Below are 16,217 nucleotides of genomic sequence, written 5' to 3' on the forward strand. Positions count from 1 at the left end.
GTTCCCTGAGACATGTTTTTCTCGTCTGCGTCAGGTATCTCGCTCAGCATTGTGAGTTCAATTGATTAAAACAGCGACCTTGTCCATAGCTTAAAATTCAGGTTTATGTAACAGTGGGTTTATGATAAATTTATATATAAATTTGATTTTACCCGCCGAAATCATGAATCAATTAACTCCGTTCCATGTTGCCGTTCCTGTTTATGATCTACAGGAAGCGCGTAACTTTTACCGCAATATTTTAGGCTGTACCGAAGGCCGCAGCTCCGACCATTGGGCCGATTTTAACCTATACGGGCACCAGTTTGTCATCCATCTTAAACCTAAGCCTGTAGGTTACACTGGGCCGCATCAAAGTGCAGTTGACGGCCACGAAGTGCCGGTGCCGCATTATGGTGTAGTGCTTGAATGGGAAGCCTGGCATCAATTGGTAAACCGGCTAAAAAGTCTCCGCGTGAAATTTTTGATTGAACCGGGTATTCGGTTTGAAGGCCAGGTGGGCGAACAGGCTACCCTCTTTTTTCTTGATCCGTCGGGCAACGCGCTTGAGTTTAAGGCTTTCAAAAATATGGACCAGTTATTTGCCGTTTAGTATATTTAAATGATTAAACCTCAGTAAGTTTAATCAGTCATAATTTAAATCTGTAGGCTTTATGAAAATCCGGTTAAAACAATGGGCTGTTGCTGCCTCTGTTGCGGGCGCAGGCTTGTTATCTGCAGCATTCTACAATATGCCCGTTAGCTACAAAGGCGTTCAAAAGTTTCCGTACCGGGTAGCAGGTTTAACTGAGCGGCAGGCGGCTGCGCATTTGCTTAGCCGTTTTACCTATGGTGCCACACCTGGACAGGTCGATGCCGTAGTTAAAGAAGGATTGGAAAAATGGTTTGCCCAGCAGTTGGAAGCCAGACAGTCCGACGATTCGCTTACTCAGATACTTAATCATTTTGATGCCATTACCTTCACTAATGCGCAGCTGGTAGCTAAATACCCTCGCCCGGGGCAGCTAACTAAAATGGCCATACGCGATGGGGTGGTAAACAAGGATTCTATCAAAACCGACCGGAAAGAATATCGTAGTGTGTTGCTCAGTTACATGCAGCAAAACGGTATGGCTCCAGAGCAGGAGCTGTTCCGGCAGTTCATTAACCAAAAGGTTTTACGGGCAGCTTACAGCAACAACCAGTTGCAGGAGGTACTAACCGATTTTTGGTTCAATCATTTCAACGTATCCATTACCAAAAACCAATGTGCCGTATTTATCCCGGCTTACGAGCGCGATGTAATTAGGCCTAATGTGTTCGGTAAATTTGATAAACTGTTGCTGGCTACGGCTAAATCGCCGGCCATGCTGGTTTACCTTGATAATTTTTCGAGCGTAGGCAACGATGGTGGCAATGCCCGTCAGCCCATTAATAATAATCGTACTGCATTTAATGCATTGATGCCTGCCATGGGTAATGATACCGTTATGATGGCTAAGGTACAGAAAGCCAGAAAGGCGCAGGGGGTAAACGAAAACTATGCCCGCGAGGTGATGGAACTGCACACTTTAGGTGTTGATGGCGGCTATACCCAGCAAGACGTTACCCAGGCTGCCAAAGTACTTACCGGCTGGACTTTATACCCGATGGGAGATGAAGGCTATGGCGGTGGTATAAAAAAACAATTAGACCGTATAGGCGAAGATAAATTGGCTCAGCGCGGTTTTGTGCACGAAGGTGATTTTTTATTTACGCCAAACCGCCACGATAAAGGCGAAAAAACAGTATTAGGCAAGCATTTTGGTCCCGATGGTGGTTGCCAGGAAGGCCTGGATTTGCTGGAGATGCTGGCCCATCACCAGTCTACCGCCAAGTTTATCAGTCGTAAACTGGCAGTGCGCTTTGTAAGTGATAACCCCGCACAAACGCTGGTAGATAAAATGGCCAAAACCTTTACCGATAAAGACGGCGACATTAAAGCTGTATTGTTAACCATGGTATCGTCGCCCGAATTTTGGAGTGCCAATGCCGTGCGCGAAAAAACAAAGTCGCCTTTCGAGCTGGCTATTGGCGCTGTGCGCAGCTTGCAAGCCGAAATCAGGCAGCCCTACCAGTTATACACCTGGGTTAACAAAATGGGCGAGAAAAAATATTATTACCAGGCGCCTACCGGTTTTCCCGACAAAGGTCAATACTGGATCAATACCGGCTCATTGCTTAACCGCATGAATTTCGGTTTAGCCCTGGCCTCCAGCCGCATACCGGGTGTAAAGGTTGATTTGGCGGCGCTGAATAATCATCATGAGCCCGAAAGTGCGCAAGCTGCATTGCTGACTTACAGCAAGCTGATTATGCCCGAGCGTAATTTGACTGAAACTGTAAAGCGCCTCACCCCAATGCTTAATGATCCGCAACTGATCAGTAAAATTGAGGCTGCAAGCGCAAAAATAAAGCCTGCCGGCAACGCTGCACTATCAGAACGTACCATGATGGGTGGGCCTGACACTACCAGTGCAGACAAGCCATCAAAAGGGAAAAATGTGCTGGCCATGCAGGGTAATAGTACAAACAGTGCTATGCTGTCGCAGGTGGTGGGGGTAATTATAGGTTCTCCGGAGTATCAGCGTCGTTAATTCACTCATTTAATTAATAGCTCAAACTTCAACATATCATGGTAAGCAGAAGAGGTTTCATAAAATCCGGTGGTTTAGCACTGATGGGTGTTGGCCTTATGGGTGGCATCCCGGGCTTTCTAGCGGAGGCTGTGGCGTCAGAGCAAATCATTAAACCTTATGGTAAACGCAAGGTGATGGTTTGTATATTTCAACGTGGTGCGATGGACGGGCTGATGGCGGTTACGCCATTTACTGATACTTACCTCAAGACGGCAAGGCCCACACTTTTTATGTCGGCTGCCAAAGGCAGTACCACCGGCAAACCATTGATTGATTTGGACGGGCATTATGGCTTGCACCCAGCTATGCAGGCTTTTGAGCCCATGTTTCGCGAAAAGCGTTTGGGTATTGTGCACGGCATCGGTTCGCCCAATACTACGCGCTCGCATTTCGACGCGCAAGATTACATGGAATCGGGCACTCCTTTTAATAAAGGTACTGCCAGCGGCTGGCTTAACCGTGCCGTGGGTTTGTTAGGGCACGATGCGCTTACGCCTTTTACTGCAGTAAGTTTAACATCGGCCATGCCGCGTTCACTCTATGGCGATAACCCGGCTGTTGCCATTAGTAACCTGCAGGATTTTGCCATCCAGATGCGGGGTAACCAGGCCGGGGCTAATCTGGCGGCTAAAAGTTTCGAAGACCTATATGATAATACATCCACAGGTTTATTGAAAAGCACCGGTAAAGAAAGCTTTGATGCTGTAAAGATGTTGCAAAAGGCCGATGTGCGTAATTACAAACCAGCAAATAACGCGGTATATCCTGCTTCGGCACTGGGTAATTCGCTTAAGCAAATTGCGCAGTTAATTAAAATGGATGTAGGCCTGGAGGTTGCCTTTACCGAATCTAATGGATGGGATACTCATTACAATCAGGGAACCGAAAACGGCATTTTTGCCCGCAACGTAACCGATTTAAGCAAAAGCATGATGGCATTCTGGAATGACCTGAGTGCTTACCAGGATGATGTTACTGTAATGACCATGACCGAGTTTGGCCGTACCGTACATCAAAACGGTACCGGCGGCACCGACCACGGCCGTGCGTCTTGTAATTTTATACTGGGCGATAACGTAAACGGTGGCCTGGTGCACGGTAAGATGCAGCCGTTGGCGATTGAAAACCTGGAGGATGGCCGCGATTTAGCTGTAACAACTGATTTTAGGAGCGTGTTTAGCGAGGTGGCGGACCGGCAGCTAAAAGTAAGTAACGACCGGGTTCTATTCCCCGATTGGAAAGGTGACAAGATTGGCGTAATGCGGGCTTAATTAGTCGAATATTTTTAATTCATCTATAGGCACCTCTGCTTTACGGCTAACATGTGTATTTTAGCATCCATGAGCAATGACCCAATACAAAAGTGGAAAGTTTTAAAAGAGCAGGATGTTTCGCCAAGCCCATGGTTCCCATTACTGCAACATACCGTTGAGCTGGCTAACGGCCAAATTATCGACGATTACTTTTTTGCTCCTTTGGGCGATGTAGTAATGGTGCTGGCCATCACCCCAAACAACGAGGTGGTACTGGCCCGCCAATACAAGCATGGCTTGGGTGAGATACTGCTGGAATTGCCGGGCGGTATGCAGCAAAAAAACACCACCATTTTGCAATCGGCTATTAACGAGCTGGAAGAAGAAGTGGGCATCAAAGCCACCGCCGACGAATTAATTCCGCTTGGAAAAATTGCCAATAATCCTACCAAAACACGGCAGATCACTTATGGCTATATCGTTTTTAACGCGCAATTTAATTCTAGACAAAAGCTTGATCCAACCGAAAATATTGAAGTAATTACCATGCCTGCACCACAAGTAGTGGAGTATGCTAAAAATGGCAAAATATGGGTAACCGATTCGCTCAACTTTATCCTGAAAGCGGCATTAATTTATCCAGAAGTTTTTGGACTTAAATAGTCTTTCACAATATCCCGCCACCCCATCAAGTTTGCCATGCGCTCAAATTCGGGTTGCAGTGGTGCCTCAATAATTACAGGAGCGTTAGTGACCGGATGATTGAATTGTAGGCGTAAGGCATGCAGCAGCATGGTATCCATTTGCCAAGTTTCGGTAAACAGTTTGTTTTGCTTATTGCAGCCGTGGGTACGGTCGCCTATGATAGGATGAAAAATATGGCTGAAGTGTTTGCGAAGTTGGTGCATGCGGCCAGTGGTTGGTTTAGCTTCGACTAACGAATATCTTGAGGTGGTATGCTTGCCTAACGCTACTGCCAATTCGGCGCGTGCTAAGGTTTGGTAAGCGGTAAAGGCATCTTGCAGGGTACCGTTATCTTTGCGCAAAGGGTAGTCAATCTCACCCGAATCATCGGTATAACCTCTAACAACAGCCCAGTATGTTTTATCAACTGCATTAGCCGCAAATTGCTGTTGCATCATAACCTCTGTACTTTTATCAAGGGCAAACAGCAATACACCACCGGTTTTTCGGTCTAACCGGTGTGCGGGATATACATGGTGGTTAATTTGATCACGTAGTATTTGAAGGGCAAATTCTTCAACATCGGCCGCAATGCTCGACCGGTGCACCAGTAAGCCATGCGGCTTGTTAACGGCAATTAACTGCTCATCGCGATATAAAATATCCAGCATAAAAGCCAAAGGTAACGTTTTATAGTAGCTTTTGGCTTTTATGCTTTAAAGTGGTTAACTACCTGTAAGCTTAGCAATGGGATATAATGTAAAGTATTACAACAAATTATTTGGTTTCGGTGAGTTTGATGCCGCTGCCCACAGCTAACGCATCTTCAACCACGGCTACGTACCAATCTTTTACGTGTGGAACTTTGTCGAGGTATTTTCTGGCGTAAAAGCTGGCGTAGGTTGCCATTAATGCCGAAGCACCGCCAATCAGCATACCCCGATAAGCATTTTCGCGGTTAGCTCTAAATATAGTGGCGCCAACTAAAGCACCTGAGGCTACGCGTACTGCTACTTGAGGTAATGCAGTACGATTAGGCGACGATGGTACTTTATCGCCGGCAATTTCAGCAGCGCTCAATATCTTGGTGATAGCCGCGGTAATAGGCGACTGCACAAAATTTAAATTAGCTAACCGTGCAGCAGAACTTGGATGATTGCTCATGTAATGGCTTAATACTGCCGGTGCCAGCATTGCACGTAATCCAGCCACAGCACCTAAACCTATTGCTTGCTTAATGGCTGTTTCAGTTGCTTTTCTCATGAATGTGTTATTTTAAATATAAACCTGCCTTTTTACAGATAGTTTTAATAAAATATTTTGCTTGTTGGGTTAAGTTGTAGGGTTGTACGTTGAATCCGTGCAGATTTTAAGAGCTTGCTTAAATTAATTAAACTTAGTAGACTGCGGTTTGTTTGGGTTTTATATATAAACCATATACTATGCTAACCAAAGAAGCTGCCGAACAACTTAATCACTTAATTATTATTGCCAACGATGGTAAAATAGGGTATGCCCAGGCTGCCGATAATGTAAACTCATCAATGCTAAAGGCCATATTTGTTCGCCTTTCGGGCGAGCGTGCCGAATTTGCCGATCAACTGCGTAGCCTGGTTGTTGCCGGTGGTGCCGAGCCTGAGCATGGCAGTGGCCCGGTAGGCACATTGCACCGCGTTTGGATTGATATCAAAACCGCATTTGTAACAAACGATAACCATTCAGTATTAAAAGAATGTATTAAGGGCGACCATGCTGCCGAGTCGGCTTATGAAACTGCCTTGAAAGAACCCTCATTAACCAGCGAGGAGCGAAACGTGGTAGAGCAGCAATTGAAATTAACGCGCGATGCTCTTTTTGCCTTACAACAAGAGCTAACCCAGGTGATCGACTAAAATGTATGAGCGCAGAATATGCTGTTGAAACAAATCAGGCCCGGAGGTTTAATCCGGGCGCTTTGATTGTTAGTTTACTTACCGTAGCTGCTATTGCGGCTACGGCATCTGCCTGCACCATTTCGCAAATACCGGTTTGGTACCGTACATTACAAAAGCCATCTTTTAGTCCACCCAACTGGTTGTTTGGACCGGTATGGACTTGCTTGTACGTGATGATTGCCGTAGCCGCTTACCTGGTATGGCAGCGCCACGACGATAGCTCCCTGTATAAATCTACCCGTACTATCTATTTTGTGCAGTTGTTCTTGAATTTTTTGTGGTCGATTGTGTTTTTTGGAATGCACCAGGTATTGGGTGCATTAATTATTATTATTCTGCTAATGGTGAGCATTGGTGTGCTCATTTACCGGTTTAACCATTTCAGCAAAGCTGCTTCTTTTTTAATGGTGCCGTATTTTTTGTGGGTTAGTTTTGCATCAGCGCTTAATTTTTATATTTACCTGCTCAACAGGTAGCCATAAATTTTTACTGCCTGTTTATTCTGGTAGTATGAAACGTATATGGTATGCTTTAATCCTGTTGTTGCTGTCGGTGAGTGTTTCGCGAGCCGATGCCGTATCAATTAATCACTTCATCGTTAAAGAAAACCCGTTTGCCAGACAAGAAATAGCTATTGTAGCTACTGATACAGCAAACCAGATTCAAGAAAATATAAACGGGCATTATACTTTTACCATTAATGGTTTCGAAAACGATCTGGTTTTTCAGAATGGCACTGCCTTTTACCGGCATAAAGTAAACCGCTCGGCCTTCATGTTTATCAAGCACCAAAGCGAGAGCGGTACATTTTCGACATTATTTTACATCTACAAGCACGGCGATAAGTTAAGCCCAGTCCACATTAGCTGGGTATGGCTCGTTGCTATTCCGCTCATTATTGTTTTTGCCGGCTATCTATTTAAGCGGTTTATTGTTATTGCGGTTGTTGTTATCATCTTGTGGATGTACTTTAATCACCACAACGGCCTAAGTCTTTCTACCTTTTTTGAAAGTATATTTGACGGTTTAAAGCACCTGATTACAGGATAAGTAATAAGCCGGCGTAGGTTATAGTTCGCTCACAAAACCTATCAGCGAAATGCCTACACCCAGCAAAACGGCTATCAGCTTGCGACGGTTAAATTTATGATCGGGGCCGGCCTCAAATAAAATGGTGGTAGAGATGTGTAAAAATATACCAACAACTACACCCATAATGCGGTTAAAATACTGCTGCAGGTTACCAATGCCGCCACTGCTAATGGCATCGCTAAAAAAGTAGCCGGCCGGTGCCATGGAGGCAAACAGGGCAATAAAAAATATAGTGCGCGCTTTGGTTTGATGGTTAGCCAGTAATATGGTGCCCAAAGCGAATGCTGCCGGTATGTGGTGCAGACCGATGCCAAATACCAGTTGCTGCTGGTAGCCGCCGGCCAGAGGCATGCCTTCTAAAAAGCCATGCAGGCACAAGCTTACCATAATACCCAACGGGAAAATAGGTTTGTCATGATCGTGGATGTGCAGGTGTCCATGCTCAATACCTTCCGAAAATTGCTCTAGTACAATCTGAAATATAAAACCTACTAAAATAAAAACGCCAACCAAATGGTCGTTGCCATGGTAAGCGTCGGGGATGAGGTGCAGTACTGTGATGCCAAACAAGTAGGCACCGCTAAATGATAGCACCAGCTTTAATTGTTTATGGTTGCCGCCCTTAAATAAAAATACGGATAAGCCACCCAAAAAAGCACACAAAAAAAGCAGAAGTAAATACCAGTACATTAAAATTGAGGTTGAAGTTTCTTAAAAAGTGCAGCAAATATAAAACCAATGCATGCACCAAACAGCGCTCCGGCAGTAACGTCTATAGGGTAATGCACGCCAACGTACACCTGCGCTACACATACCAGCAAGGCCCATAATAAAACCCAAAGCCATACCCATCGCCACTTACGCCCGTACACCATGCCTAAAAATACCGACATGGCAAAATGGTCGGTGGCATGGGTAGAGGGGAAGCTGTACCCCGTTCCGCAGGCTACGCGGCTGGTGATGGTTAGCGTCAATGCATCGTCCCGGCACGGCCGCAGGCGTTTAACCTGGTTTTTGATCAAGGTGGCGCTGCTAAAATCGGCCACGCCCACGGTTATTGCTAATAATACAACCAGCCAGATGCCGGTCTTTTTATACTTCCAAATGCTAAATACTATAATGAAAGCATAAACCGGTATCCAAAAACGCGGATTACGCAGCCAGGGCATCAATCCCTCGAATAACGGGTTGGTGAGTGAGTGATTGATAAAATAAAATACCTGCCGGTCAAGTTGTAATAAAAAATGGGGCATGTGGGTTGGCATTAAAAGCAAGCCGGTAAAACGCCCGCAAATATAGTTATTAATGTACTGCCTGTATACCGTGGCGTTTTTATGACTTTAAGCGGTAATAAATTTTTATTTTTGCTGAATAATTATTGCAGTTTGACACTTATCAAATCTATATCAGGCATCAGAGGCACCATTGGCGGTGCCGCCGGCGAGGGGCTTACCCCCCTTGATATTGTGAAATTTACATCGGCGTTTGGTACCTGGGCCGTTAAAAAAACGGGTATTCGTAAAATAGTTGTGGGTCGTGATGCGCGTTTATCAGGCACTATGCTAAATAATCTGGTTATAGGTACACTGCAGGGTTTGGGTATTGACGTGATGGATTTAGGCTTGTCTACCACGCCCACGGTAGAGATAGCCGTGTCGGCCGAGCAGGCTGCCGGTGGTATTATTTTAACAGCAAGTCATAATCCCAAACAGTGGAATGCCCTGAAACTTTTAAACAGTATCGGCGAATTTATTACCGACACTGATGGTAATGAAGTGCTTGCTATGGCCGAAAATAGTGAGTTTAATTATGCTGATGTGGATAGTTTAGGTAAGGTAACGGTAAATGATAGTTATCTGCAAAAACATATTGATGCTATTTTAGCATTGCCTTTGGTGGATGTTGAAGCCATTAGCCAAGCCAATCTTAAAGTAGTGGTAGATGCGGTAAACTCTACGGGTGGTATTTATGTGCCGGCTTTGCTTAAGGCGCTGGGTGTTAAAACCGTGCACCAGCTGTATTGCGAGCCCAATGGTCATTTTCCGCACAACCCCGAACCACTGCCAGATAATTTAAAAGACCTTGCCAGCCAGGTAACTGCTAACGGAGCCGATTTAGGTATTGCGGTTGACCCTGACGTAGATCGTTTATGCTTTGTTTGCGAGGATGGTACTATGTTTGGTGAAGAATACACGCTGGTAGCTGTTGCAGATTATGTGTTGCAGCATACTAAGGGTAATACCGTTTCTAACCTGTCATCCACACGTGCTCTGCGCGATGTAACTGAGCGTGCCGGCGGAACCTATTATGCGGCGGCCGTAGGCGAAGTAAACGTAGTTACTAAAATGAAAGAAGTAAATGCGGTAATTGGCGGCGAGGGTAACGGCGGTGTGATCTATCCCGAAAGCCATTATGGCCGTGATGCGCTCACTGGTATTGCTTTGTTTTTAACGCATCTGGCTAAGTCGGGCAAAACGGTCTCAGCTTTAAAGGCAACCTATCCGCAGTACTTTATCTCCAAAAATAAAATAGAGCTTACTGCCGGAATGGATATTGATGCCCTGCTGTTAGAGGTAGAAGATAAATACAGGCAACAGCCGCACAGCACTATTGATGGTTTAAAGATAGAATTTGATAAGCAATGGGTACACCTGCGTAAATCAAATACCGAACCCATTATCCGTATTTATTCTGAAGCAGAAAATGAAACGGCTGCTAACGCTTTAGCACAGCAACTAATTGCCGATATGAAGGCAATACTGGGCATTTAACCGTTTACTGAAAGTAAGGCTTATTGCTGATTTTTTAATTGAAGTTTTTACGCTATAAATAATAATGGCTACAAGAATATACCTTGATAATGCTGCCACAACGCCGATTGATCCTGAGGTTATGAAGCAGATGGTGCAGGTGATGGAAAGCCAGTTTGGTAATCCGTCATCCATACACGCACATGGTCGTGAGGCTCGTTCGTTAATCGAAAAAGCACGTAAAACCATTGCTGGTTTACTGCATACCTCGCCCGCCGAAATATTTTTTACATCCGGAGGTACAGAGGCTGATAATACCGCCATACGTTGCGGCATCATCGACCATGGCTTAAAACATGCCATTACCAGCCGCATAGAGCATCATGCCGTAGTGCATACTTTAGAAGCGCTTGAAAAAGCCGGCGTAATTAAACTAAGTTTTGTTGATACCGACAGCAAAGGCAATATCGACTATGCGCAGCTGGAGCAGTTGCTGCAAAATAACGAGCGTACTTTTGTATCGCTGATGCATGCCAACAATGAAATCGGTACGCTAACGGACATTGAAAGGGTAGGCGAAATTTGCGAAAAATACAATGCATTGTACCATTGCGATACCGTACAGACTGTAGGGCACTACGTGCACGACCTCAGCAAACTCAAAGTTCACTTTATGGTTTGCGCGGCGCACAAGCTGCATGGGCCTAAAGGAACCGGATTTTTGTATGTAAATCATAAGGTCAAGATAAATCCGATGATTTACGGAGGCTCACAAGAGCGTAATATGCGCGGCGGTACCGAAAACATCTACGGCATTGCCGGGCTCGCTAAAGCCCTCGAAATGGCTTATGCAGACATGGAGGCTCACCAATCGCATATTCAAGGCTTAAAAGACTATATGATTGAGCAATTATCGCAAATTCCAGGGGTGCATTTTAACGGTGAGACTGATGCAGACAAAAGTTTGTATACAGTTTTAAATGTGTCTTTCCCGGAGATGGAGATGGCTGATATGTTATTATTCAGTTTAGACATCGCTGGTATTTCGGCATCGGGCGGCAGCGCCTGTAGTTCGGGTACCAATATTGGCTCGCACGTTTTAAACGGAATTGGTGCCAACCCTAACAGGCCGGCGGTACGTTTCTCTTTCTCTAAATACAATACCCTTCAGGAAATTGATTTTGCAATCAGCAAAATTAAAGAAGTATGCGCCGTGAACGCATAAGCGTTTATCAAACGCTCTACTAATAATCCAAATTTTTCTTGTTTATAACTACATCAGTTAAGTCTAAAAACTTAACTGATGTAATCTCTGTCTTCGTCACTTAGTGTATCGTCTGTACGCTTAGTGGGGTTCACTTGCTCGTTGTAGTCTTCGTGCCGTTCCATAGTATTACTCTTCTTTTTCATCGGCCAGCTTACTAGCACACCTAACAGAAAGGCGCTAACCGATACGGTAGTCAGCATTGTTGTCTTAGGCACAATGGCCGACATACCCAAAATTACAAATTCTGTTTCGGTTGTATTTTGAATGATAGTGATAGTTAAAAAGGCAAGGATAGCAATGGATAGGATAGCTCTAAAACTCATATAACAACTGTCTAAAGTGATTGAACCTGCCACAAGCAGGACGGATTTCTTTTCTAAATATCGCTTGTTTACGTGGTTGTTGCATACCGATTACTCTTTTTTCTGCAACGTTTTTCGGAGTTTAAATTCTCAGTGAATGATGATGTAAGCATTAGGATAGTAGTAATAGCCTTTTTCTATATTTTTTGTATTTCAAGTTCGATACACTTAAGCTGACTGTTCCGAAAAATTTATGATTGACAAATTTAGTTTATAAGTTTACTGATAAACTATTGATTTTCAACATATAATACCTGTCAAATGAGCAGACTTTTGCAATTTTGCTAATTATTTTAGTAAATATCCGTTTTCAAGTTATCTTTAAATAAAAAAATTGATTTATTTAATGTATATATATATATGATAATCAATGATTTGTAATTTAAGTAATTATGTGATAGGTCTCAAAAATACAAGCTGTTAATGTAAGTTACAGTGATTTATGGGTTAAAAATTATTTTTAAATTTTACACTAAGTCAAATTTAAATTTCGCGCATAAGGGCTTCAATTTGTTTTGTACGATCCAATGTGCGTTAAGGATTTAAATAGTCTTAAAAGGACTTAAAATCAATTTGGGTGAATGCCCTGTTGATAGAAGTTTTGGGCGACATATAAAATTGCGCGTCCAATTTGTGAAGAAGTATTAAATGGGATTGAGTCTGAATTTATTGTTAGGGTTGATTAAACAGATAACAAAAAGATGAAATGGAACTGGCACCGCACTCTGCAAGTAAGACGGCTTACTCGTTGTTCACGAGAGTTGATTTGTTGTTATTGACGATTCAGAAAGTTGGCTCTGATACAGCTTAACGCTAAGTTTGGATATTAAACGCAACGAGGCTTTGAGTAGCCTAAAGCAGAACCCAGTGCTTAGTGTATTAAAAGGCAGTAAAAATATGATGCTGTTAAAAAGCGGTATTCCGGTTTCTAAATTTTACGACTTGTTTTTGTACCACCGGAAATAGGAAGATGGTGGATAGGATAATGAGCGCGCCCAGCCAGAAGCCTAAGCTCATGGTATGCAAATCGCCAAAAAACATAAAGGCCATAATGATGCCATAAACAGGCTCAAGATTGGTAATTAGAGCTACCTTAAAAGCTGATAGTTCGCGCATTACCGATACCCCGGCTACGTACGCTAATGAAGTGCAAACCGTACCTAAGATTAAGAGGTACCCTATGTCGTAATTTCGGGGTATTTGTAATTGGCTCATCGTGTTGGTGGCCAGCATATAGATTGTTATCCATAGAAATGCGCCTACCAGTTCATAAAAAGCTATTACAGGTGGCGAGATTTGCTGCACCTGGCGGGAGTTAATGATCGAAAACAGGCTTGCTGCTGCAGCGCTTAAAAGACCCAGGATAATACCTTGTGTATATTGTGTCTCAAACTTAAAAATAAGGGCGATGCCGGTTATGATGAGAAGACCCGACAAAATCTCGAGTTTAGAGATGGGTTTGCGGTTAATAATAGGTTCGAAAATAGCGGTGAACAGCGTAATTGATGACAGGCAAACTAAAGTTACCGATACAGTAGACACTTTAATAGCGTAAAAGAACAAAATCCAATGGCCGCCCACCAATGCGCCTGTAAGCATTAGTTTAATAAGTGTGCCACGGTCTAACTTAATGTCCTGCCGGTTAAATTTAAAGTATAAAAACAGTGTACAAAAGGCAATCAGTACGCGGTACCATACCAGGTTTACTGCCGTAATGGTAATCAGTTTACCCAGTATGCCGGTAAATCCCCATATAAATACAGTAAAGTGTAGTATGAGTAAATTTTTATTAAGCTGGTAGGTAGGTGGCTTTTCCGGATGCATCTGTAAGCTGGCAAAATAGGGTAATAAATAAACAAGAAGTTGACGTGCACTATTTAGGTGCCTTGCGTAAAAGGTAGAAGCCTGTAAGGCCAAAGACTACGTTAGGGATAAATACTGCAATAATAGGGGGTAAATTGGCCTTGAGCGAGAACACGTTGGCAAAGCGGTCGACCACGATATACAGAAAGCATAACAATATACCTATACCCAAAGGCAAACCGATACCACCCCGTACTTTGCGCGATGATATAGATACCCCAATTAAGGTAAGTACAAAGGCTGATAGCGGATAAATAAAACGACGGTATTTTTCTAACTGTAATTCTACCAGCCGGCCGGTACCGCGAATTCTTTCCTTTTCAATCTGCTTGCTTAAATCTGAAGTTGAAATGGCCCGGTAAATGTTGGTATTGATATCGTTGTTAGCTTCAAAATCAGATGGGCGCATATCCAGCACGGTATCCTTGCGGGGGCCTTCTAAAAACTGTTCTTTAAGTCCCTTAATGTAGCGTACTTTGTACTCCTGTATTGACCAATTCCGCTTCAGCGAATCATAAACTACGCGTTGGGCAGTTAGCTTTTCTTTAAGCTCATCGCCGTCAAATTTCTCCATGGTAAAATTGTAGCCGGTGTGCACTACGTTATCGTACGACTGTAAATAAACGTATGTGCGATTGTCCAGCTGCATGTGCAGATCCTTTTGGGTAGGGTCAGAACTGTCGGTATAAGTATGAGCAAACCTAACGCTTAGCTTATTGGTAAATGGAATGAAGTAAACGTTACCAAAAAAGAAAAACACAAAAATAACCCCCGAAGCAATAAAGTAAGGCCTTAAAAAGCGGTTAAAGCTAACCTTGCCACTAAGTATGGGCACAATTTCGGTTTGGTTAGCCATTTTTGCCGTAAAGAAGATGACCGCCAAAAAGTTAATAAGCGGCAATAGGATGTTGGCGTAATAAGGCAGGTAACCACCGTAGTATAAAAATACAATGGCGCTTAACGGTGCTTTACTTTTCAAAAAATCATCCAGGTGTTCAGATACATCAAACACTACAATAATCACCAGGAATAAAACAAGCGTAAATAAAAAGGTACCCAGATATTTACGGATAATATACCAGTCGATTATTTTAATGTAGTTATCCAGAAATTTGAACATTACAGGCGTTGGGCTAATTGTTTAACCATCGTATTCTTCCAACTGTAAAATTCGCCGCTTATTATCTTTTTACGCGCTTCGGTTACTAACCAAAGGTAAAAATGCAGGTTATGTAAACTGGCAATCTGTGCACCCAGCATTTCGCCCGAGGTAATCAGGTGTCTTAAATAAGCTTTGGTGTGTTGCTGATCTACCCACAGGTCGCTGTCGGCATCAATAGGAGAAAAGTCATTCTTCCATTTTTCGTTGCGCATGTTCAGGATGCCGTTGCGGGTAAACAGCAGGCCGTGGCGGGCATTGCGGGTAGGCATCACGCAATCAAACATATCAACTCCCAGCGCAATGTTTTCCAAGATGTTTACCGGTGTGCCAACCCCCATCAGGTAGCGGGGTTTTTGCTCTGGTAAAATATTGCAAACCAGCTCGGTCATGGCATACATTTCTTCGGCCGGTTCGCCGACAGAGAGTCCGCCTATGGCGTTTCCTTCGCGATCAAAAGAGGCAATTACCTCAGCCGATTTTTCGCGCAGGTCTTTATAAACCGACCCTTGCACAATCGGAAACAGTGTTTGGCTGTAGCTATATTTAGGCTCAGTACTATCAAAGCGATCACAGCAGCGCTTAAGCCAGCGATGCGTCATCTCAATAGACCGGCGGGCATAGTGGTAATCACAGGGGTAGGGCGTACACTCATCAAAAGCCATAATTATATCGGCGCCGATAATCCTTTGGATGTCCATAGCCGCCTCGGGCGTAAACAAATGTTTAGAGCCATCAATGTGCGACCGGAAGGTAACGCCTTCTTCTTTAATTTTGCGGGCCTGGCTTAGTGAATACACCTGGTAGCCACCGCTATCGGTTAAAATAGGGCCACCCCAGCCGTTAAATTTATGCAGGCCACCGGCTTGTTCCAGCGTGTGCAAGCCCGGCCGAAGGTAAAGGTGGTAAGTATTGCCTAAAATAATTTGTGCATTAATGTCGCTTTTTAATTCGCGCTGATGCACAGCCTTTACAGTACCTGCGGTACCTACGGGCATAAATATTGGTGTTTGTATAACACCGTGGTCTGTATTGATTTCTCCGGCGCGTGCCTTCGAAAATTTATCCTGAGCTGTTAAATTAAAATTCATGGTAAGGTTGCAAAATTACTAAAATTATGCGGTAAGGTGCCTTTGTTAATTTGGCAGATAGCAGCAGGGAATGAAACGTGTTTTAACCGTTGGTTATTTCAAAGT

17 protein-coding genes are annotated in these 16,217 nt (G+C 43.8%); 9 read left to right on the forward strand and 8 right to left on the reverse strand.

Features of this window, described 5'->3' with window-relative positions:
- Nucleotides 1-163: 163 nt before the first annotated feature.
- From AAGR14_RS06155 to AAGR14_RS06170, 4 genes are all read left to right on the forward strand, one after another.
- Entirely contained in the window at nucleotides 164-592 is a 429-nt protein-coding gene (locus AAGR14_RS06155; RefSeq protein ID WP_342647716.1) for a VOC family protein, read from the forward strand.
- Between the two features lie 61 nt (nucleotides 593-653).
- On the forward strand, nucleotides 654-2,615 hold the full coding sequence (locus tag AAGR14_RS06160; RefSeq protein ID WP_342647717.1) for a DUF1800 domain-containing protein: 1,962 nt from the start codon (nucleotides 654-656) through the stop codon (nucleotides 2,613-2,615).
- A gap of 38 nt (nucleotides 2,616-2,653) precedes the next feature.
- Nucleotides 2,654-3,928 carry a DUF1501 domain-containing protein gene (locus AAGR14_RS06165; RefSeq protein ID WP_342647718.1) on the forward strand — a complete coding sequence of 425 codons (1,275 nt, stop codon included), beginning with the start codon at nucleotides 2,654-2,656 and terminating at the stop codon, nucleotides 3,926-3,928.
- A gap of 51 nt (nucleotides 3,929-3,979) precedes the next feature.
- A complete protein-coding gene (locus AAGR14_RS06170) occupies nucleotides 3,980-4,573 on the forward strand; it encodes an NUDIX hydrolase (RefSeq protein ID WP_342647719.1) in 594 nt (197 codons plus the stop codon).
- Here AAGR14_RS06170 and AAGR14_RS06175 read toward each other — a convergent pair.
- Both AAGR14_RS06175 and AAGR14_RS06180 read right to left on the reverse strand, forming a co-directional pair.
- Nucleotides 4,546-5,265 carry a pseudouridine synthase gene (locus AAGR14_RS06175; protein WP_342647720.1) on the reverse strand — a complete coding sequence of 240 codons (720 nt, stop codon included), beginning with the start codon at nucleotides 5,263-5,265 and terminating at the stop codon, nucleotides 4,546-4,548. The two genes, AAGR14_RS06170 and AAGR14_RS06175, sit on opposite strands and share 28 nt — an antisense overlap.
- A gap of 106 nt (nucleotides 5,266-5,371) precedes the next feature.
- Nucleotides 5,372-5,857, reverse strand: coding sequence for a DUF4126 family protein (locus AAGR14_RS06180; protein ID WP_342647721.1), 486 nt, complete (start codon nucleotides 5,855-5,857; stop codon nucleotides 5,372-5,374).
- A 179-nt stretch (nucleotides 5,858-6,036) separates the two neighbouring features.
- Between AAGR14_RS06180 and AAGR14_RS06185 the strand changes: the two genes are divergently transcribed.
- Genes AAGR14_RS06185 through AAGR14_RS06195 form a run of 3 tightly spaced genes read left to right on the forward strand, consistent with a single transcriptional unit; the run spans nucleotide 6,037 to nucleotide 7,578 of the window.
- Nucleotides 6,037-6,486, forward strand: a complete 450-nt coding sequence (locus AAGR14_RS06185) for a PA2169 family four-helix-bundle protein (RefSeq protein ID WP_342647722.1) — start codon at nucleotides 6,037-6,039, stop codon at nucleotides 6,484-6,486.
- Between the two features lie 5 nt (nucleotides 6,487-6,491).
- Complete coding sequence (locus tag AAGR14_RS06190) at nucleotides 6,492-7,004, forward strand: TspO/MBR family protein (RefSeq protein ID WP_342647723.1); 513 nt, start codon at nucleotides 6,492-6,494, stop codon at nucleotides 7,002-7,004.
- A 34-nt stretch (nucleotides 7,005-7,038) separates the two neighbouring features.
- Nucleotides 7,039-7,578: a hypothetical protein gene (locus AAGR14_RS06195; RefSeq protein WP_342647724.1), complete on the forward strand. Its 540-nt coding sequence runs from the start codon at nucleotides 7,039-7,041 to the stop codon at nucleotides 7,576-7,578.
- A gap of 18 nt (nucleotides 7,579-7,596) precedes the next feature.
- Here AAGR14_RS06195 and AAGR14_RS06200 read toward each other — a convergent pair whose 3' ends face one another.
- Complete coding sequence (locus tag AAGR14_RS06200) at nucleotides 7,597-8,310, reverse strand: ZIP family metal transporter (protein WP_342647725.1); 714 nt, start codon at nucleotides 8,308-8,310, stop codon at nucleotides 7,597-7,599.
- Nucleotides 8,310-8,873 (reverse strand): phosphatase PAP2 family protein, encoded by a 564-nt coding sequence (locus AAGR14_RS06205; protein ID WP_342647726.1) that lies wholly within the window; start codon nucleotides 8,871-8,873, stop codon nucleotides 8,310-8,312. Before AAGR14_RS06205 ends, AAGR14_RS06200 begins: the two co-directional genes overlap by 1 nt.
- Before the next feature lie 132 nt (nucleotides 8,874-9,005).
- Between AAGR14_RS06205 and glmM the strand changes: the two genes are divergently transcribed.
- Both glmM and AAGR14_RS06215 read left to right on the forward strand, forming a co-directional pair.
- Entirely contained in the window at nucleotides 9,006-10,391 is a 1,386-nt protein-coding gene (gene glmM, locus AAGR14_RS06210) for a phosphoglucosamine mutase (protein ID WP_342647727.1), read from the forward strand.
- A gap of 64 nt (nucleotides 10,392-10,455) precedes the next feature.
- A complete protein-coding gene (locus AAGR14_RS06215) occupies nucleotides 10,456-11,595 on the forward strand; it encodes a cysteine desulfurase family protein (protein ID WP_342647728.1) in 1,140 nt (379 codons plus the stop codon).
- Nucleotides 11,596-11,666: 71 nt separating this feature from the next.
- On the opposite strand, the gene AAGR14_RS06220 is transcribed toward AAGR14_RS06215, so the two are convergent.
- The 4 genes from AAGR14_RS06220 to tgt all read right to left on the reverse strand — a co-directional run bounded on the left by AAGR14_RS06220 (nucleotide 11,667) and on the right by tgt (nucleotide 16,112).
- The gene (locus AAGR14_RS06220) at nucleotides 11,667-11,960 is read right to left on the reverse strand and encodes a hypothetical protein (RefSeq protein WP_342647729.1); all 294 of its coding nucleotides are present in this window, start codon (nucleotides 11,958-11,960) and stop codon (nucleotides 11,667-11,669) included.
- Between the two features lie 945 nt (nucleotides 11,961-12,905).
- Entirely contained in the window at nucleotides 12,906-13,823 is a 918-nt protein-coding gene (locus tag AAGR14_RS06225) for an EamA family transporter (RefSeq protein WP_342647730.1), read from the reverse strand.
- A 49-nt stretch (nucleotides 13,824-13,872) separates the two neighbouring features.
- On the reverse strand, nucleotides 13,873-14,982 hold the full coding sequence (locus AAGR14_RS06230) for an LptF/LptG family permease (RefSeq protein ID WP_342647731.1): 1,110 nt from the start codon (nucleotides 14,980-14,982) through the stop codon (nucleotides 13,873-13,875).
- Nucleotides 14,982-16,112 (reverse strand): tRNA guanosine(34) transglycosylase Tgt, encoded by a 1,131-nt coding sequence (gene tgt / locus AAGR14_RS06235; RefSeq protein WP_342647732.1) that lies wholly within the window; start codon nucleotides 16,110-16,112, stop codon nucleotides 14,982-14,984. The genes AAGR14_RS06230 and tgt overlap by 1 nt, the downstream gene beginning before the upstream one ends.
- Between the last annotated feature and the right edge of the window lie 105 nt (nucleotides 16,113-16,217).

It is taken from the genome of Mucilaginibacter sp. CSA2-8R, assembly GCF_038806765.1.
Lineage (GTDB): Bacteria > Bacteroidota > Bacteroidia > Sphingobacteriales > Sphingobacteriaceae > Mucilaginibacter.